Raw genomic sequence first — 18,694 nt, 5'->3', positions numbered from 1 at the left:
GCGCCCGTCAGCCGGTCACCTTCCGCGGCCACCAGAACTTCTCGCCGAGCGTCATCGCGAGCGCCGGCACCAGCACGGTGCGCACCACGAGGGTGTCGAGCAGGACGCCGACGAAGATGATCGCGCCGAGCTGGGCCAGCACCACGAGCGGCAGCACGCCGAGCACCGCGAACACCGCCGCGAGCAGGATGCCGGCGCTGGTGATCACGCCGCCGGTGGCGGTCAGCGCGCGCAGCATGCCCGTACGGGTGCCGTGCTCGCGGGCCTCCTCGCGGGCCCTCGTGACGAGGAAGATGTTGTAGTCGACGCCGAGCGCCACCAGGAACAGGAACGCCAGCAGCGGCACCCCGGTGTCCATCGCGGCGAAGTCGAACACGCTGCGGAACAGCCACCACGACGCGCCCATCGCGGCGGCGTACGTCGCGAGCACCGTCGCGACGAGCAGCAGCGGAGCCACGACCGAGCGCAGCAGCACGACCAGCGCGCCGAGCACCAGCAGCAGGATCAGCGGGAGGATCAGCAGGCGGTCCTGCGCGGCGTAGTCCTTGGCGTCGACCGCCTCGGCGTCCCCACCCCCGACGTGGGTGTCGTCGAAGTCGGCCACGGCGTCGCGGACGTCGCCGACGAGCGCACGGGCCTCCTCGCTGCCGGGCTCGGCGTCGGGGACGGCGTTGATCTGGGAGATGCCGTCGGTGCTGGTGGTGATCATCGCCGAGCTGACGCCGTCGACGTCCTCGACCGCGCTGAGCACCTGGTCGGCGTCGGCCCGGGTGACGACCTGGAGCGGGTCGCTCGTGCCGGCGGGGAACGACTCGCCGAGCCGGTCGGCGGCCGCGATCGCCTCGGGCCGCTGGAGGAACTGGTCCGAGGGCTTGAGGCCGGTGCTGATCGAGAGCGTGCCGGAGGCGAGGACGGCGAGCGCGGCGATGGTGCCGACCACGAACGTGCGCGGGCGACGCGAGACCGCCTCGCCGACCCGGTGCCACAGCGAGTTCGAGTCGACCAGGACGGTGTCACCGACGCGGGGGACCCGGGGCCAGAAGACCCAGCGGCCGAACACCACGAGGGCCGCAGGCAGCACGACCAGCGCGAACGTCGCGGCGATCAGCACGCCGACGGCGCAGGCGAGCCCGAGGCCACGGGTGGTCGGGATGGTGGAGAGCAGCAGGGTCAGGAGCCCGAGCACGACGGTGGTGGCGCTGGACAGCACCGCCTCGAAGGTGCGGCTCAGCGCGTGGGCCATCGCGTCGAAGCGGTTCTCGGTGGTCTTGAGCTCGTCGCGGTAGCGCGAGATCAGCAGCAGCGCGTAGTCGGTGCCGGCACCGAAGACCAGCACGCTGAGGATGCCGACCGTCGACTCGTCCCACGCGACCCCGGTGAGCTCGAGGACGTTGGTCGCGACGATCGCGGCGAACCGGTCGGCGATGCCGACCACGATCAGCGGCACCAGCCACAGCACCGGGCTCCGGTAGGTGATGATCAGCAGGATCGCGACGACCAGGGCGGTCGCGCCGAGCAGGCGGAAGTCCGCGCCGTCGAAGACCTGGCCGATGTCGGCCTGGATGCCGGCCGGGCCGGTGACCTGCACCTCGACGCCGTCGGGCGCGTCCTCGCGCAGCGAGGTGCGGAGCTCCTCGACCTTCTTGATGTTGTCGGTGGCCGACGACGAGGTCACCGGCACCGCGACGAACGCGGCGGTGCCGTCCTCGGCGACGACGAGCGGCGACTGCTGGCCGCCGCCCTGCTCACCGCCCTGACCGCCCTGACCGTCCTGGCCGCCCTCGGTCGCGCCCGGCGGGGGACCCTGGCCCCCCTCGCCACTGCTCTCGCCACCGGCCTCGGAGAGCAGGCCGACCGCCTGCTGGGTGAGGTCGCCCTGGACCTGCTGGGAGAGCTCGCCGTCCTCGGCGGTCCAGAGCACGATCGCGACCTGCCCCTCGTCGTCGGGCAGCTCGTCGAGCAGCTGGGCGGCCAACGTGCTGTCGGCCCCGATGGGGGCCGTGTCGGTGCTGGTCGTCTCGCGCTCGCCCTCGGGGACGAGGGCGAGGACGGCCAGTGCGAGCAGGATCGGCACGAGCGCGACGACCCAGGCCGTACGCCGTCCGGCGACGAACCGTGCCGCGGCGGGGGTTCGGTGGGGGGACACAGGGGCTCCTCGGGCGTTTCGCTAGGCAGGGTGGTTGCTAACCAAGTTACTCATCAAGTTAGCGGTATGCTGTCCGGGCAGGCAAGTACGGGGGTGCCGACGTCACCCCCCGAGGTGAGTGGGAGAAGGTCATCCGAGTGCGAGGTGGGTCATGACGGACCAGCCGTCACCGGCAGCGCCCGCGTGGACCGAGCGCGGGGCGGAGCGGCACCAGCCGCCGACGCTGGCTGCGCTGCGCGACCTGGTGTCGGCCGGCAGCCGGGTCACCCACGTCGTCTCCCGACGTGCGGGGCTGAGCGAGTCCGAGCTGGTGACGCTCGAGCACCTCAGTCGCGAGCAGATCGGACCGGCCGAGGTCGCGCGCAGGCTCGAGGTCTCCACCGCGGCGGCCACGGGCATCGTCGACCGGCTCGTCTCCCGCGGGCACGTCGAGCGTCGCCCGCACGAGGTCGACCGGCGTCGCACCGAGCTGCACATCACCGACTCCGGGCGTGGCGAGATCGTCGGCCACCTGATGCCGATGTTCGCCGCGCTCGACCGGCACGACGCGTCGTTCTCCGAGGAGGAGAAGGCGATCGTCGAGCGCTACCTGCGCGGCGCGACCGCCGCCTTCGAGCAGGTCAGCGGGCCGGTGCCGCGCCCCGGCGGCTGAGCCGGGACGTACGTCAGTCCGCCTGGCCCGCCTTGCGGTGCGCGACGAGCGCCGCGCCGACGATGCCCGCACGGTTCTGCAGGCTCGCCGGGATGATCTCGGTGTCGATCTCGATGAGGTGGCCGAACTTCTCCCACGACTTGCTCACGCCGCCGCCGACGACGAACAGGTCGGGGGTGAAGAGCCGCTCGAGGTGGCGGAAGTAGGTGGTCAGCCGCTCCGACCAGACCTCCCACGACAGTCCCTCGCGCTCACGGGCGCTGGTGGCCGTGGTGACCTCGGCGACCGCGCCGCCGAGCTCGAGGTGTCCGAGCTCGGTGTTGGGCACGAGCTCGCCGTCCCAGATCATCGCCGAGCCGATGCCGGTGCCGAGGGTGATCACGAGGACCTGGCCGCGGCGGCCGCGCGCGGCGCCGTACTCCGCCTCGGCGAGGCCGGCGGCGTCGGCGTCGTTGACGACGTGCACCTCGCGACCGAGGGCCGCGGTGAAGATCGCGTCGGCGTCCTCGCCCATCCAGGACTTGTCGATGTTGGCCGCGGAGTGGACCACGCCGTGCTTCACGATGCCGGGCACGGTCACGCCGACCGGGCTGGAGGAGGCCGGGAAGCTGTCGACGATGGTGCGGAAGACCTGCGCCACGGCCGCCGGGGTCGCCGGCCTGGGCGTGTCGATGCGGACCCGGTCGTGGGCGAAGTCGCCGACCGCGAGGTCGACCGGCGCGCCCTTGATCCCGGTGCCGCCGAAGTCGATGCCGAAGGGGTGGTCCATGGCGCACAACCTATCGCCAGCGCTCCTCGACTGTGACGCCGGCAACAGGGGTTTGAGACGTGGCCGTGCGCGGGTGCGTGGGTCGCACCGGCCTACGATCCGGGCATGGCCGTCCACACCACCCGCATGCTGCTGCTGGGCGCGGTGGCGATGTTCGAGCCGGTCAACGGCTACCAGATCCGCCGCGAGCTCGTGTCGTGGCGGGTGGACGAGTGGGCGAACCTCGGACCCGGGTCGATCTACAGCGGGCTGACCACGCTGGAGAAGCTCGGCCAGGTCGTGCGCCACGACGTCTCCGACGACGGCCGCCCGGTGGCGGTCTACGAGATCACCGCCGCCGGCCGTGACGAGCTCGCCCGCCTGCTCGGCGCGGGGCTGGAGACCGTCACGCTGTTCAACGCCGTCGCGTTCCACGCCGCGTTCGGCATGCTCCCGCTGATCTCGCGCGACGCGGCGGTCCGCCACCTCGAGGTCCGGATCCAGGAGATCGACCGCTCGCTCGCGGAGTGGGACCCGGGTGAGGGGGAGGCCGCGCCGCCGCACGCGGTGCACGGCGTACGCCACTGGCTGGCGCTGCTGCGCGAGGAGCGGGAGTGGTTGGGTGCGACGGTCGGGCGCCTGCGCGCGGGTGACTTCGACCTCGCCGGGGAGCCGTGGCGCTGGGTGCCGCCGGCCGACGACCCCGGCCGCGAGATGGCCGCGGACCGCGAGCGCTACCTCGGGCTGCTGGGCCGCTGATCCCCCGGCTCCGACGAAAGTCGGTTGTGCTGGAGCGCCGCGACCCGCAGACTTGTTCAAGTTTGAACACCACCTGAGGGGGATCGATGATCACAGCGCGAGGGCTCGTGCAGACCTTCCACACCCGGGCCGGGAGGGAGAAGAAGGAGGTCCGCGCCGTCGACGGCGTGGACCTCGACGTGGCCGAGGGCGAGGTGGTCGGCTTCCTGGGGCCCAACGGGGCCGGCAAGACCACGACGCTGCGGATGCTGACGACCTTGCTGCGACCGACCGCCGGGACGGCGACGGTCGCGGGCCACGACGTGGTGGCCGAGTCGGAGCAGGTGCGCCGCTCCATCGGGTACGTCTCGCAGGCCGGGGGCGTGTTCTCCTCCGCCCGCGCCGGCGAGGAGGTGATGGACCACGGCATGCTCTACGGCCTCGGTCGCCGGCAGGTCGAGACGCGCGGCCGCGAGCTCTTCGCGCAGCTGCAGCTCGACGGCCTGTGGGAGCGGATGCCGAAGAACATGTCGGGTGGCCAGAAACGGCGCCTCGACATCGTCATGGGGCTCATCCACGATCCGACGCTCGTCTTCCTCGACGAGCCCACCACCGGGCTCGACCCGCAGGCGCGGGCCAACCTGTGGGAGCACATCGGCCGGCTGCGCTCCGAGCGTGGCGCGACCGTCTTCCTCACCACGCACTACCTCGACGAGGCGGACGCGCTGTCGGACCGGATCGTGATCATCGACCAGGGTCGCATCGTGGCCTCGGACACCAGCGACAACCTGAAGGCGCAGGTGTCGGGAGACCTGGTCTCGCTGGAGGTGGCCGCGGACCAGGTGGGCCTGGCTGCGCAGAAGCTCGGCGCCGTCGCCGACGGGGTCGGGACCGACGGCCTGCAGGTGCACGGCCGCGTGCCGCGCGCCGGCCGCGTCGTACCGGCCCTGCTCCGCGAGCTCGAGCAGGCGGGCGTCACGCTCGAGTCGATCGAGGTGCGCCGGCCCACCCTCGACGACGTGTTCCTCACCCTGACCGGGCGCTCGCTGCGCGACGCCGAGACCGAGACGCAGGCCCCCGACGCACCGACCGCCGCTCCCGAGGAGGCGATGACCCGATGAACACCTTTGCCCGCGACAGCCTGATCGTCTTCCGGCGCCAGATCCGGATGAACCTGCGCAACCCCGCGTGGGTGCTGATCGGGATCCTTCAGCCGGTGCTCTACCTGCTGCTGTTCGGTCCCCTGCTCAAGCCGATCGTGTCCTCGTTCCCCGGGGCCGCCGACAACGAGTTCACCTTCCTCGTGCCCGGCCTGCTCGTGCAGCTCGGCATGTTCGGCGCCTTCTTCGCCGGCTTCGGGCTGATCGCCGAGTGGCGTGAGGGCGTCGTGGAGGCCGAGCGGGTCACGCCGGCGTCGCGCACCGCGCTGCTGGTCGGGCGGCTGCTGCGCGACCTCGCCCAGCTGCTGGTGCAGGCGCTGATCCTGATCGGCCTCGGCCTGGCCATGGGGATGCGGGGCTCGTTCGGCGGGATCGTCGTCGGCGTCGTGCTGACCCTGCTCGTCGGCGGTGCCTGCGCGGCCGCGTCGAACGCGGTGGCGCTGACCACCAAGTCCGAGGACGTGATGGCGCCGCTGATCAACATGGTGATGATGCCGGTGCTGCTGCTCAGCGGCATCCTGCTCCCGATGACGCTCGGCCCGACCTGGCTGCAGCGGATCAGCGACTTCATGCCGTTCCGCTGGATCGTCGACGCCGTCCGCGGCTCCTTCGCCGGGGACGTCGCGGGCAGCAGCCTGCTCTGGGGCACGACCTGGGCGCTCGGGCTGTTCGTCGCCGCGGTCTGGTGGGGCACCGCGACGTTCCGCAAGGAGAACGCCTGAGACGCCCCTTCAGCGATCCCCGGTCAGCCGGTGATCGCTGAACTTGTCAGGTGTTGCACGGGCCGACAAGTTCAGCGAGAGCCGGTCAGCCGGGAATCACTGAAAGGTTGACAAAAGGCGACCTCTTGTCAAACGAGTTGACAGATCATACGGTTCTGTCAACCCGATGGCAGGAGGCCCGCGATGCCCGGCTACCCCACCCGACTCGCCCCCAGCGGCACGGTGCCCGACGGCACGACCGCGCTGTGGACCGACCGCAAGCGCTACCTCTGGCTGATCGGCCTGGTCGTGCCGAGCCTGGCGTTCGTGGCCTTCGGCGGCTACGTCGCCACCGGCTGGGGCGTGTGGTTCTGGGTCGGGCCGATCGTCATCCTGGGGATCGTCCCGGCGATCGACCTGGTCGCCGGGCTCGACCGCTCCAACCCGCCCGACGACGTGATCGAGGCGCTCGAGCAGGACCGCTACTACCGGTGGATCACCTACCTCTTCCTGCCGATCCAGTACGCCGGCTTCCTCGGCGCGATGGCCGTCGTCGGCGGGTGGGACGCCTTCGGGCTGCTCGCCGACCAGCCGCTCGGCACGGTCGACCGGATCGGCCTCGCGGTCTCGATCGGCTGCATCGGCGGCATCGGCATCAACACCGCCCACGAGCTCGGCCACAAGAAGGAGGCCAACGAGCGCTGGCTCTCCAAGGTCGCGCTGGCGCAGGTGTTTTACGGCCACTTCTACATCGAGCACAACCGCGGCCACCACGTCCGGGTCGCGACCCCGGAGGACCCGGCGAGCTCCCGGCTCGGCGAGAGCTTCTACCGGTTCTGGCCGCGCACCGTCGGCGGGTCGCTGCGCTCGGCCTGGCGCCTGGAGGAGCGGCGCCTGGCCCGCCGCTCGCAGGGCCCGTGGCGCCTGGACAACGACGTGCTCAACGCGTGGCTGATGAGCGTCGTCCTGTGGACCGTGGTCGTCGCCGCGTTCGGCGTCGAGGTGCTGCCCTTCCTCGTGATCCAGGCGGTCGTCGGCTTCTCGCTGCTCGAGGTCGTCAACTACATGGAGCACTACGGGATGCTGCGGCAGAAGGTCGGCGAGGGCGACCGACGGCGCTACGAGCGGGTCCTCCCCAGCCACAGCTGGAACTCCAACAACATCGCGACCAACGTGCTGCTCTACCACCTCCAGCGCCACAGCGACCACCACGCGAACCCGACCCGGCGCTACCAGACGCTGCGCGACTTCGAGGAGAGCCCGGTCCTGCCCACCGGCTACGCCGGCATGATCGTGCTGGCGCTCGTCCCGCCGGTGTGGCGCCGGGTGATGGACCAGCGGGTGGTGGACCACTTCGGCGGCGACGTGACGCTGGCCAACATCAGCCCGCGCCGGCGGGAGGCGTACGTCCGTCGGTACGGCGCCGCGGGTCTCGAGGCTCGGTCGGCTCGCACCTCGACCGACGAGCCCGGGGCGCCCCAGGGAGAGGTGCTGGCCGCGCGCTGCCCGGGCTGCGAGTACGTCTACGAGGTGGCGGCGGGCGACGAGCACGAGGGCTTCGCCGCCGGGACGGCGTGGGCGGACATCCCCGCGGACTGGTGCTGCCCGGACTGCGGCGTGCGGGAGAAGGTCGACTTCGTGCCCTGCGAGCCGGAGCGCGCTGCCTAGACTGCCGGTCATGCCCGACCCCACCCGCCAGCGCATCGTCGCGGCGGCCGTGGACCTGACCACCTCCGAGGGGTGGGCCGCGGTGACCATGGCGCGGCTGGCCGCGGCGGCCGGGGTCAGCCGGCAGACGGTCTACAACGAGGTCGGCTCCAAGCCGGCGCTCGCCGAGGTGATGGTGCTCGAGGAGCTGGCGCGCTTCCTCGGCGTCGTCGAGCAGGCCTTCGACGCCGAGCCCGACGACCTCACCCGGGCGATCGAGGGCGCGGTGCGCGACGTGCTCACCTACGCCCGCGCCAACACCCTCCTGCACGCGGTGGTGAGCGCCACCCACGGCGCCGACACCGAGCTCCTCCCGCTGCTGACCACCAACGCCGGCTCGCTGCTGGGGGCCGCCAAGGAGGTCGTCAGCGCCCGCGTCGCGCCGTACGCCCCCGACATCGACGCCGCCCACCTCGACCCTGCGATCGACATGGTGGTGCGGGTCGTGCTCAGCCACGTCATGCAGCCGTCCTCCTCGCCCGAGCAGACCGGCGCCGACCTGGCGTGGCTCGCCGGGCGCGTCCTGGCCCGCTGAGGCCTAGGCTCCTCGGGTGAGCGGGGAGAGCGGGGTCGCCTGGGGTACGCCGACGGGACGCGGCGTGGTCGCGGCGGCCACCCTCGGCTCCGGGTTGACGCTGCTGGACGGCACGGTGGTCAACGTCGCGCTGCGCACGGTCGGCGACGACCTCGACGCCTCGCTCGTGCAGCTGCAGTGGATCACCAACGGCTACTTCCTCTCGCTCGCGTCGCTGATCCTGCTCGGCGGCGCGCTCGGCGACCGGCTGGGCCGGCGGCGGGTCTTCGTCATCGGGACGGTCTGGTTCGCCCTCGCGTCCCTCGCCTGCGGGCTGGCGCCGACCGCCGAGGTGCTCATCGTCGCGCGGGTCCTCCAAGGCATCGGCGGTGCGCTGCTGACGCCCGGCAGCCTGGCGATGATCCAGGGCGCCTTCCGCGCCGAGGACCGCAGCCGCGCGATCGGCGCGTGGTCGGGCCTCGGCGGCATCGCCGCCGCGCTCGGCCCGCTCGTCGGCGGCCTGCTCATCGACCACGCCTCGTGGCGCTGGATCTTCCTCATCAACCTGCCGCTCGCGGTCGTCACGGTGTGGCTCGCGCAGACGTGGGTCCCCGAGACGCGCGACACCCGGGCGCTCGACCGGTTCGACGTCCCGGGCGCCGCCCTCGCGTCCCTCGCCCTCGCCGGGACCACGTGGGCGCTCACCGACGCCGGTGGCCCCGCCACGTGGTGGGCGGCGGGCCTCGGCGTCGCCGCCGCGGTCGGGTTCGTCGTGGTCGAGCGCCGCACGCACGGGCCGATGGTGCCGCTCGGGCTGTTCGCCGACCGCACCTTCAGCGCGGCCAACCTGATGACGCTGGTCGTCTACGCCGCCCTCGGCGCGATCCTGTTCTTCCTCGTGCTCCAGCTCCAGACCGTCTCCGGCTACAACGCCCTCGAGGCCGGCCTCGCGACGCTGCCGATGACGCTGTGCATGCTGTTCCTCGCGGCCCGCGGCGGAGCGCTCGGGGAGCGGATCGGCCCGCGGATCCCGATGACCGTCGGCCCGATGGTGATGGCCGGCGGCACGCTGCTGCTCCTCAGGGCCGGCCCCGACGCCGTCTACTGGCGCGACGTCGCGCCCGGCCTCACCGTCTTCGGCCTCGGGCTGGCGCTCATGGTCGCGCCGCTCACCGCGACCGTGCTCGCCGCCGCCCCCGACGAGGTCGCCGGGATCGCCAGCGGGATCAACAACGCCGTCGCCCGCGCCGGGTCCCTGCTCGCGGTCGCCGCGCTCCCGACGGCCGTCGGGCTCGCCGGCGACGACTACCGCGACCCGGGCGTGTTCGACGCCTCCTACGGCACCGCCCTGATGATCTGCGCCGCGCTGCTGGTGCTGGGCGGACTGGTCTCCTGGTTCACCATCCCGCGACGGCTGCGCCCGGAGCCTGCCTAGGCTCTCCCCATGCACGGACGGCGGGGGGCTGGGACACGGGTGGCGGCTGCGGCCGCCCTCGTGCTGCTGCTCGGTGCCTGCAGCGGGCCCACCGAGCCCGACCCGGACGCCGACCCCGACCCGGCCGCGAGCAGCACCTCGTCCGAGCCGTCGGCCGAGCCGACGGTGCCCGTGGCCGACCCCGCGCACGCCGTCGACCCGCCCGGGCCGCGCAAGGACCGGCTGTGGAGCGCCGACGTCCTGGTGCAGTGGGACAAGCCGCTCGACGACGCGACCGTGAAGCAGATCAAGCGGCTGAAGGGGGTCGCCCACACCGAGCGGATCGGGCTCGGCCAGGTCAGCCTGGAGAACCGGGTGCTGACGGTCGCCGCCGTCGATCCGGCGGCCTACCGCCTCTTCACCCGCTCCGACGTCGCGGACCTGCAGGAGGCCTGGGACCGGGTCGCCGGTGGCGAGCTCGCGACCGATGAGAAGGTCGCCCGGAGGCTGGCCGACGACGACGGGATGATCCGCCTCGGTCTCGACGACTCGGCGCCGAGCCTGCACGTGGGGGCGTACGCGCCGCAGGTCCCGACCATCGACCTCGTCGTCAACACGGCGTGGGCCCCCGACATCGAGATGGCCGACGACAACGGACTGCTGATCTCGACCGACGGCACCACCCCGGCCTCGATCCGCAAGCCGCTCGAGCGGCTGGTCGGCAGGGGCGCCTCGGTGCAGATGCTCGACGTGGCCTCGCGCCTCGGCCTCGACCCCGACGCGAAGCTCACCGCTGTCCCGACCGGCGGCACGCTCGGCAGCCTGGTCGGCACCTACCGGTACCGGGTGCTCGGCGGCGGCCGGATCGCCCCCGACCCGGACTGGGTGGCGGCCAACATCCGCACCGAGGTGGTGCCGATCCTCGGCAGCGTCACCTGCCACAAGGACCTCTTCCCGCAGCTGCGCGCGGCGCTGCTGGAGGTGCAGCAGCGCGGGCTGGCCGACGAGATCCACCCCGGCGAGTACGCCGGGTGCTACTACCCGCGCTTCATCGCCGGCACCACGACGCTGTCCAACCACTCCTTCGGCCTCGCCCTCGACCTCAACGTCCCGGGCAACCAGCGCGGCACGGTCGGCGCCATCGACCGTGACGTGGTCGCGATCTTCCAGACCTGGGGCTTCGCCTGGGGCGGCGACTGGAAGTACACCGACCCGATGCACTTCGAGCTCGCCGAGGTGAAGCGGCCCGGGTGAGGGCCACCGCCGGTCGAGGAAGGACGGACGCCCGCCTCGCTGGTCGAGGAAGGACCGACGCCCGCCTCGCTGGTCGAGGAAGGACCGACGCCCGCCTCGCTGGTCGAGGAAGGACGGAGTCCTGTCACGAGACCTCGCAGCCCCGGGTCGGCCGGGTCTCGTGACGGTCGCTGCGCGACCTCCTCGACCAGCGGGGCGGGTCGGCCGGGTCTCGTGACGGTCGCTGCGCGACCTCCTCGACCAGCGGGGGCGGGTCGGCCGGGTCTCGTGACGGTCGCTGCGCGACCTCCTCGACCAGCGGGGCGGGTCGGCCGGGTCTCGTGACGGTCGCTGCGCGACCTCCTCGACCAGCGGGGCGCGGCCGGGTGACTAGGGTCGCCCCATGAAGGCAGCCCAGGTCGTCACGCTCACCGGTCCCGCCGACGTCGAGGTGCGGGAGGTGGCCGAGCCGGTGCCCGGCCCGCACGACGTGCTGGTCGAGGTGCACAGCGTCGGGATCTCCTTCCCCGACCTGCTGCTCAGCCGCGGGGAGTACCAGTTCAAGCCGGAACCGCCCTTCACCCTCGGCGTCGACTTCGCCGGCGTGGTCCTCGATCCCGGCTCGCCGGAGTCGAGCGGCTTCACCGTCGGCCAGCGGGTTGCGGGCGTCAACCTGCACGGCGGTGCGGCCGAGCAGGTCGCCAACCCGGCGGTCTTCACCTTCGCTCTGCCCGACGCGCTGTCCTACGACGAGGGCGCCGCGCTGCCGATGAACTACCTCACCGCACTCTTCGCGCTCGAGGAGCGCGGCGGGCTGCGCGACCGCGAGACCGTGCTCGTCCACGGCGCGGCCGGCGGGGTCGGCACCGCCACCCTCCAGGTCGCCAAGGGCCTCGGTGCGCGCACCATCGCGGTCGTCAGCACCGAGGAGAAGGCGGCGTTCGCCCGCGCCGCCGGCGCCGACGAGGTCGTCGTCGGACCCGAGTTCCGCGACGAGGTCACGGAGCTGACACAGGGCAAGGGCGTCGACGTGGTGCTCGACGTGGTCGGCGGCGACGCGTTCACCGACTCGTTGCGCTGCCTGGCCGAGCAGGGCCGGGTGCTCGTCGTCGGCTTCGCCGCGGGCCAGGGCATCCCGGAGGTCAAGGTCAACCGGCTGCTGCTCGGCAACACCGACGTCCGCGGCGTCGGCTGGGGCGCGTACGCCATGACGCGGCCCGGCTACATGCAGAAGCAGTGGCACCGGCTGGCCCCGATGATCGAGTCGGGCGTGGTGCGCCCGCCGGTCGGCGCGACCTACGACCTCGCCGACTTCGGCGCGGCGCTCACCGACATGGACGAGCGCCGCACCCTGGGCAAGTCGGTCGTACGGGTGCGCTGAGGCCCCGCCCGGTGGGTCAGCGCCTCACCTTCACCGTCGTGGCGCCCGCTCCGTAACCGCTACGCGTGGCCGTCACCTTCACGCTCCCGGTACGGCGCGGGGTCAGCCTGATCCGGCAGGTGCCGCGTCCGTTCGTCCGGCACGACGCGCCGCCGGCCCGGACCTTGGCGCCCCGGACGCCCACCCCGGCGTCGGTGACCTTCACCTTCAGCGACACGCGGCGGTCGACGCGCACCTTGCCTGGGCTCGCCGCCACGGCCAGGCCCGGGTCGACGACGCGCGCCCAGACGGCGTCGGCGCCGTCCTCGTTGACCAGGACGGTCGCCTGCGCGAGCGAGCCCTCGACCGCGATCTTCCACACCGACTGGCCGCGGCTGGGCGAGCCGAGCGAGCGCACCCCGCCGACGCGCAGGCCGGTCTCGCCGGTGCGGGCGGCGTGGACCTCGTCGTCGTCGTCGAACCAGGCCAGCCACATGCGTCCCGAGGGAGCCGCCGAGAGGGCCACCTGGTCGACGCCCGGCGCCTTGAGGAGGGTCGGGCGGCCGCCGCCGACGTTCCACAGCGCGATCCGGTCGGAGGTCGGGTAGCCGACCTTGTAGGCCACCACCGCGCCGCCCCCCGGCCGCGCCACCATCGCGACGGTCTGGTCGGCGGCGCCTGCGGAGAGGCCCTGGCTCGACTGCGGCGCCTTCAGCACGGGTCCGGGGGTCGGCCACACCTGCTGGACGAAGGTGCCGACGGTGTCCTCCGTCGAGCCGTTGGCGAACCAGGCCGCCCACACCGTGTCGCCGACGTTGACCAGCTGCGTGTCGTAGCGGCAGCACGACGAGCTGGTGTAGTCCGCGTCGGGGCTCGCCGCGATCACCGTCGCGGGAGTGGTGGTCTCGATTGCGCCGACCCGCACCGACATCGTGCTGTTCAGCGTCGACGCGGTCACCGGGGTGCCGTCGGAGAGCTGGGTGGCGCCGGTGCCGTAGCCGCCGTACGCGCTGGACGTCCGGGTCAGGGCCCGGGGCTGGAGGGCCCAGACGGCGCTGGCGGTGTCGCTGAGCGCCTCGTAGGCGTAGCCCTGGGAGTAGAAGTTGGCGCTGTTGGTGTCCTGCAGGCCGCTGAACACCAGCCGCAGCCCTCCGCTGGCCGTCGGCACCAGCTTGGGGTTGAAGACGAGCCCTCCCCAGGTCCCGAGCACGTCGCCGCGTGACACGAGGCGACCCCGACCGTCGATGCCGGCGTGCTCGTAGGACGCGCTCGCACCCTGGTCGAGGGTGTAGACGGCGTGGAGGGTCCCGTCGCCCGTGCGCTGGACGGCGATCTCGGAGAGGCTGTCCACCGGCGCGGCCGACACGCGCGTCCAGCGGCTGTCGGCGCGTGCCTGGGCGGGTGCGGCGCGATCGTGGTCGCCGGCGCCGGCCGTCGCCGACGTGGGGGCGAGCGCGGCGGCCACGAGGCCACCGACGGCGAGCAGGGCGAGCGCCCGATGACGTACGAGCATGGTTCCTCCCGGAGGTCTGGTCCGCCCAGCGTGCCCCCGCCCGCGGCCCTCCGGCAGTCGTGCCACCACGTGGTCTGGACCGGTCGGTGGCGCCGCCGGGGTGGTGTGCGGGGCTAGGGTCGGGCGGGTGACGATCCTCGACGCTGCCCGCGACGGCATGAACCCCGACATCCGCCCCCAGGACGACCTCTTCGGCCACGTCAACGGCCGGTGGCTCGACGAGACGGAGATCCCGTCCGACAAGTCGAGCTGGGGTGCGTTCATCGCGCTCGCCGACGCCGCCGAGCAGCACGTCCGCGACATCATCACCGAGCTCGCCGACCGTCCGGCCGACCAGCTCGACGAGGACGAGCGCAAGATCGGCGACCTCTTCGCCTCCTTCATGGACACCGAGGCCATCGAGGCCAAGGGACTCGACCCGGTCCGCGGCCTGCTCGACCAGGCGCGGGGGGTCTCCGACCTCACCGGCCTCGCGGCGTTCGTCGGGATGTTCGAGCGGATCGGCGGTCCCGGCCTGTTCGGGTCCTACATCACCCCCGACCGCGGTGACGCCTCCCGCAACATCGTCTACCTCGCGCAGGGCGGCCTCGGCCTGCCCGACGAGTCCTACTACCGCGAGGACAAGTTCGCCGAGATCCGCTCGACGTACGAGCGCTACCTCACCACCCTGCTCGAGCTCAGCGAGCACCCCGAGCCGGCCGCCGCGGCCGCGCGGGTGCTCGCCTACGAGACCCGGCTGGCCGAGGGCCACTGGGAGGCCGCGGCGACCCGCGACGTGCAGAAGACCACCAACCACAAGACGCTCGAGGAGCTGCGCGAGCTGTGCCCCGCGTTCGACTGGGTGACGTTCGCGACCGCGCTCGGTGGCTCCGAGGAGACGCTGCGGCGCACCATCGTCATGCAGCCCGACTTCTTCGCGCACCTGTCGGCGGTGCTCGAGGAGACCCCGCTCGAGACCTGGCACGACGTGCTGCAGGTCCGCGTGGTCCGCAGCTCCGCGCCCTACCTCCCCGAGCCGTTCGTCGAGGCCAACTTCGACTTCTACGGCCGCACCCTCAACGGCACCCCCGAGCTGCGCGCGCGGTGGAAGCGCGGGGTCGACTTCGTGGAGGGCGCGATCGGCGAGGCGGTCGGCAAGGTCTACGTCTCGCGACACTTCCCGCCGAGCTCGAAGCAGATGATGGACGAGCTCGTCGCCAACCTCGTCACGGCCTACCGCCGCTCGATCGAGGCGCTCGACTGGATGGGCGAGGAGACCAAGCAGAAGGCGTACGACAAGCTCGACCGCTTCTACCCGAAGATCGGCTACCCCACCGAGTTCCGCGACTACTCCAGCCTGACCGTCTCGGCCGACGACCTGTTGGGCAACGTCGCGTCGGCGTCGGCGTTCGAGACCGACCGCCAGCTCGAGAAGGTCGGCCAGCCGGTCGACCGCGACGAGTGGCTGATGCTGCCGCAGACCGTCAACGCCTACTACCACCCCGGCACCAACGAGATCTGCTTCCCGGCCGCCATCCTCCAGCCGCCCTTCTTCAGCCCCGACGCCGACGAGGCGGAGAACTACGGCGGCATCGGCGCGGTGATCGGCCACGAGATCGGTCACGGCTTCGACGACCAGGGCGCGCAGTACGACGGCGACGGCAACCTGCACGACTGGTGGACCGCCGACGACAAGACCGCCTTCGAGGAGAAGTCGCAGGCGCTGGTCGCGCAGTACGACGCCTTCGAGCCGCGCACGCTGCCCGGCGAGCACGTCAACGGCAGCCTCACCGTCGGCGAGAACATCGGCGACCTCGGCGGCCTGACCATCGCGCACAAGGCGTTCGTGATCGCCCGCGGCGGCGAGGCGAGCGAGGAGGACCGCCGCACGCTCTTCCTCAACTGGGCGCACGTGTGGCGCACCAAGCGCCGCAAGGAGCAGGAGCTGCAGTACCTCACCATCGACCCGCACAGCCCGGCGGAGTTCCGCGCCAACATCGTGCGCAACCTCGACGAGTTCCACGAGGTGTTCGCGACCGCGCCGGGCGACGGGCTGTGGCTCGAGCCGCAGGACCGGGTGCGGATCTGGTGACCTGGGGACCTTCGGCCCACGCAGGAGGGCACCTTCGGCCCGGTCGCGGGCGGCGGCGGTCTTCGTAGGCTCAGGTCATGGCCGGCGGCACGGAGCCCATCACCCCCGACGGGGTCGTGGTCGGACACGACGGGTCCCGACGCTGCGACACCGTGGTGCTCCGCGCCGCCGGCCTGGCCCGACGCCTCGGGTTGCCCCTGCACGTCGTGCGGGTGTGGTCGATCGCGACCGCGCCCCGGCCCGCGTCGCGTACGACGACCTACGTCCCCTCGCTCGCCGAGTTCGAGCAGGCCGTCGTCGAGGCGCTGACCGCCCAGGTGGGCGCGCTCGACCTCGGACCCGACGTCGAGGTCCAGCTGCACGCGATCAAGGGCCAGCAGGCCGCCGAGCGGCTGCTCGCCTGCGCGCGCGACGCCGAGATGCTCGTCATCGGCGCGCGAGGGGCGGGCGGCTTCCCCGGCCTGAGCATCGGCTCGACGGTCAGCCAGGTGGTGCGGCACTGTGCGGTGCCGGTCCTGGTGGTGCCGACCGCGACCACGTGACCCTGACGACCCACCAGCCCCTGCGTCCTCCTCGCAGGACGAGCCGGGGCGGGCCCGTCCTGCGGAACCACCCGGTGGGGACGGGTGGGTGAGGAGGATCGGCAGTGGCCCGTGTGGATGGGCCGTGGGTGGGACGTTGACGTGCGTTTCCCCCACGGTACGTCGCGGACCGGCCCGACCGCGACCCCCCGGACCGATTTCGTCCCGTGTGTCTGGACCGGCGTGCGGCAGGGTTGAATGAGCGGGTGACGATCCCGGGGCACGACCAGTCCACCCACCGCCTGCGCGCGGAGTGGGGTCCGACCGGTGCGGTGGCGATCCCGGCCGACATCGCCGTCGTCGTCGACGTGCTCTCCTTCACCACCACCTTGAGCGTCGCCGTCGAGCGGGGCATCGAGGTCTTCCCGTTCCGCTGGAAGGACTCCCGCGCGTCCGAGCACGCGATGCGCCACGGCGCCACGCTGGCGGTCGGCCGCTTCGAGGCGCTCTCGCGCGGCGACGCCCGCCACGTGTCGCTGTCGCCGGCCAGCCTGGCCGAGGTCGAGGGCGTCATGCGGCTGGTGCTGCCCTCTCCCAACGGGTCGACGATCGCCTTCGCCCTCGCCGAGGCCGGCGCCCGCGTCGTCGGGGCCTGCCTGCGCAACGCCTCGGCCGTGGCGGCGTGGCTGGCGCCCCAGGTGGCCGCCGGCGCCAGCGTCGTCGTCGTGCCGGCGGGGGAGCGGTGGCACGACGACAGCCTGCGACCCGCCGTCGAGGACCTGTGGGGAGCCGGGGCGGTGCTGGCCGCCCTGGTCGACCTGCTCGGGCCGGAGGCGGACCCCAGCCCGGAGGCCCGGGTCGCGATCGCGGCCTGGCGGGCGGTCGACCTCCCCACCGACCTGCTCGGCTGCGCGGGCGGGCGCGAGCTGGCCGAGGTCGGCTTCGTCGCCGACGTCGACATCGCTGCGCAGCACGACGTCAGCACGGTGGTCCCGGTGCTGGACGGGGAGTCGTTCCGCGACGCCGCGAAGCGCGACGAGGACCCGGGTGGTCGGCACCTGCGTCGCGTCGACGGCCGGGGCTGAGCCCCGACCACTGGTGCACTGTCACCGGCCTTCCCTAGTGTGAGGGCGGCCACACTCGGGTGGCCACATCTCTCGGGAGGTCTTCTGACCATGCACCGCCACGCTCGCACGTCCTCACGGCTCGCCCTCCTCGGCGCAGCCCTCGTGGGTCTGCTCAGCCCGCTCCTCGTCCAGCCGGCCCAGGCCGCCGCCCCGGTCTACGTCGCGCTCGGCGACTCCTACTCCTCCGGGACCGGCACCCGCTCCTACATCGCCGACGGCACCTCGTGCCAGCGCTCCACCTCGGCCTACCCCAGCCTGATCGCCGCCGCCCGCGGCTACGCGCTCAACTTCCGAGCCTGCTCGGGCGCGACCATCCCGGACGTCACCGGCACCCAGCTCGGCGCGCTCACCTCGGCGACGACCTACGTCACGATCTCGGTCGGCGGCAACGACGCGGGCTTCGCCGACGTGCTCACCGAGTGTGCGCTGCCCTGGTGGGCGAGCGACTGCAACGGCGCCATCGACGGCGCCCAGGCCTACGTCAACGGCTCGCTGCCCGGCCAGCTCGCGACGCTCTACTCCTCGATCCGCTCCCGCGCCCCGCAGGCCAAGGTGGTCGTCGTGGGCTACCCGCGCATCTTCCAGGGTGAGGACTGCAACGCGCTCACCTGGTTCTCGCCGGAGGAGGAGGCGCGTCTCAACCAGATGGCCGACCTGATCAACACCCGCACCCAGGCGGCCGCGTCGTCGGCCGGCTTCTCCTTCGCCAACCCGACGAGCGCGTTCATCGGCCATGCGGTGTGCGACTCCCCGGAGTGGCTCAACGGCCTGTCCAACCCGATCTCGGAGAGCTACCACCCCAACGTGCTGGGCCACTCAGGTGGCTACACGCCGGTCGTCAGCGGCGCCGTCGGCGCCGCGCTCGCCGTGACCGGTGACGTCGTCGCCGCGTCCGAGGCGTCCGGCGCCGACCAGGCGGCGCTGCAGCGCCAGTACGCCGCGGCCGACCGCACCATCGAGCCCGAGGTCGTCGAGGCGCCCGACCTGACCACGCCCGAGGTCCGCCGCGCCGCCCGCAAGGCCGGGATCGACATCGACCGCTTCGTCGAGCGCACCACCCGCTGAGCCGGCCGGAGGTCGGTCCGCCGT

At 72.9% G+C, this 18,694-nt stretch carries 16 protein-coding genes; 13 read left to right on the top strand and 3 right to left on the bottom strand.

Annotated elements, in window-relative coordinates:
• Positions 1-7: 7 nt before the first annotated feature.
• The gene (locus tag KDN32_RS20675; RefSeq protein ID WP_211734405.1) at positions 8-2,146 is read right to left on the bottom strand and encodes an MMPL family transporter; all 2,139 of its coding nucleotides are present in this window, start codon (positions 2,144-2,146) and stop codon (positions 8-10) included.
• Between the two features lie 151 nt (positions 2,147-2,297).
• Between KDN32_RS20675 and KDN32_RS20670 the strand changes: the two genes are divergently transcribed.
• Complete coding sequence (locus KDN32_RS20670; protein WP_211734403.1) at positions 2,298-2,798, top strand: MarR family winged helix-turn-helix transcriptional regulator; 501 nt, start codon at positions 2,298-2,300, stop codon at positions 2,796-2,798.
• 13 nt (positions 2,799-2,811) lie between these two features.
• Here the strand turns inward: KDN32_RS20670 and ppgK are convergent, their stop codons facing one another.
• Complete coding sequence (gene ppgK, locus KDN32_RS20665; RefSeq protein WP_211734389.1) at positions 2,812-3,567, bottom strand: polyphosphate--glucose phosphotransferase; 756 nt, start codon at positions 3,565-3,567, stop codon at positions 2,812-2,814.
• Positions 3,568-3,672: 105 nt separating this feature from the next.
• Between ppgK and KDN32_RS20660 the strand changes: the two genes are divergently transcribed.
• The 8 genes from KDN32_RS20660 to KDN32_RS20625 all read left to right on the top strand — a co-directional run bounded on the left by KDN32_RS20660 (position 3,673) and on the right by KDN32_RS20625 (position 12,394).
• Positions 3,673-4,305 (top strand): PadR family transcriptional regulator, encoded by a 633-nt coding sequence (locus KDN32_RS20660; protein ID WP_249217281.1) that lies wholly within the window; start codon positions 3,673-3,675, stop codon positions 4,303-4,305.
• Between the two features lie 86 nt (positions 4,306-4,391).
• Positions 4,392-5,405 carry an ATP-binding cassette domain-containing protein gene (locus KDN32_RS20655; RefSeq protein ID WP_211734387.1) on the top strand — a complete coding sequence of 338 codons (1,014 nt, stop codon included), beginning with the start codon at positions 4,392-4,394 and terminating at the stop codon, positions 5,403-5,405.
• Entirely contained in the window at positions 5,402-6,166 is a 765-nt protein-coding gene (locus KDN32_RS20650) for an ABC transporter permease (RefSeq protein ID WP_211734385.1), read from the top strand. The genes KDN32_RS20655 and KDN32_RS20650 overlap by 4 nt, the downstream gene beginning before the upstream one ends.
• A 183-nt stretch (positions 6,167-6,349) precedes the next feature.
• On the top strand, positions 6,350-7,813 hold the full coding sequence (locus KDN32_RS23065; RefSeq protein ID WP_211734384.1) for a fatty acid desaturase: 1,464 nt from the start codon (positions 6,350-6,352) through the stop codon (positions 7,811-7,813).
• A gap of 10 nt (positions 7,814-7,823) precedes the next feature.
• On the top strand, positions 7,824-8,387 hold the full coding sequence (locus KDN32_RS20640) for a TetR/AcrR family transcriptional regulator (protein ID WP_211734382.1): 564 nt from the start codon (positions 7,824-7,826) through the stop codon (positions 8,385-8,387).
• Positions 8,388-8,403: 16 nt separating this feature from the next.
• Positions 8,404-9,801, top strand: coding sequence for an MFS transporter (locus KDN32_RS20635; protein WP_211734380.1), 1,398 nt, complete (start codon positions 8,404-8,406; stop codon positions 9,799-9,801).
• A gap of 9 nt (positions 9,802-9,810) precedes the next feature.
• Positions 9,811-11,034, top strand: a complete 1,224-nt coding sequence (locus tag KDN32_RS20630) for a M15 family metallopeptidase (protein WP_211734378.1) — start codon at positions 9,811-9,813, stop codon at positions 11,032-11,034.
• Between the two features lie 382 nt (positions 11,035-11,416).
• On the top strand, positions 11,417-12,394 hold the full coding sequence (locus KDN32_RS20625; RefSeq protein ID WP_211734376.1) for an NADPH:quinone oxidoreductase family protein: 978 nt from the start codon (positions 11,417-11,419) through the stop codon (positions 12,392-12,394).
• Between the two features lie 16 nt (positions 12,395-12,410).
• On the opposite strand, the gene KDN32_RS20620 is transcribed toward KDN32_RS20625, so the two are convergent.
• Positions 12,411-13,886, bottom strand: coding sequence for a hypothetical protein (locus KDN32_RS20620; protein WP_211734374.1), 1,476 nt, complete (start codon positions 13,884-13,886; stop codon positions 12,411-12,413).
• A gap of 127 nt (positions 13,887-14,013) precedes the next feature.
• Between KDN32_RS20620 and KDN32_RS20615 the strand changes: the two genes are divergently transcribed.
• The 4 genes from KDN32_RS20615 to KDN32_RS20600 all read left to right on the top strand — a co-directional run bounded on the left by KDN32_RS20615 (position 14,014) and on the right by KDN32_RS20600 (position 18,670).
• Positions 14,014-15,957: a M13 family metallopeptidase gene (locus tag KDN32_RS20615; RefSeq protein WP_307854252.1), complete on the top strand. Its 1,944-nt coding sequence runs from the start codon at positions 14,014-14,016 to the stop codon at positions 15,955-15,957.
• Between the two features lie 77 nt (positions 15,958-16,034).
• Positions 16,035-16,499: a universal stress protein gene (locus KDN32_RS20610; protein WP_211734372.1), complete on the top strand. Its 465-nt coding sequence runs from the start codon at positions 16,035-16,037 to the stop codon at positions 16,497-16,499.
• 245 nt (positions 16,500-16,744) lie between these two features.
• Complete coding sequence (locus KDN32_RS20605; protein WP_211734370.1) at positions 16,745-17,563, top strand: 2-phosphosulfolactate phosphatase; 819 nt, start codon at positions 16,745-16,747, stop codon at positions 17,561-17,563.
• Positions 17,564-17,653: 90 nt separating this feature from the next.
• Positions 17,654-18,670 carry an SGNH/GDSL hydrolase family protein gene (locus KDN32_RS20600; RefSeq protein ID WP_211734368.1) on the top strand — a complete coding sequence of 339 codons (1,017 nt, stop codon included), beginning with the start codon at positions 17,654-17,656 and terminating at the stop codon, positions 18,668-18,670.
• The last annotated feature ends 24 nt before the right edge of the window (positions 18,671-18,694 follow it).

Source organism: Nocardioides palaemonis, from assembly GCF_018275325.1.
Classification (GTDB): domain Bacteria; phylum Actinomycetota; class Actinomycetes; order Propionibacteriales; family Nocardioidaceae; genus Nocardioides; species Nocardioides palaemonis.
Note: the sequence above shows the minus strand (reverse complement) of the source record. Positions and strands in the feature narration are given on the sequence as shown.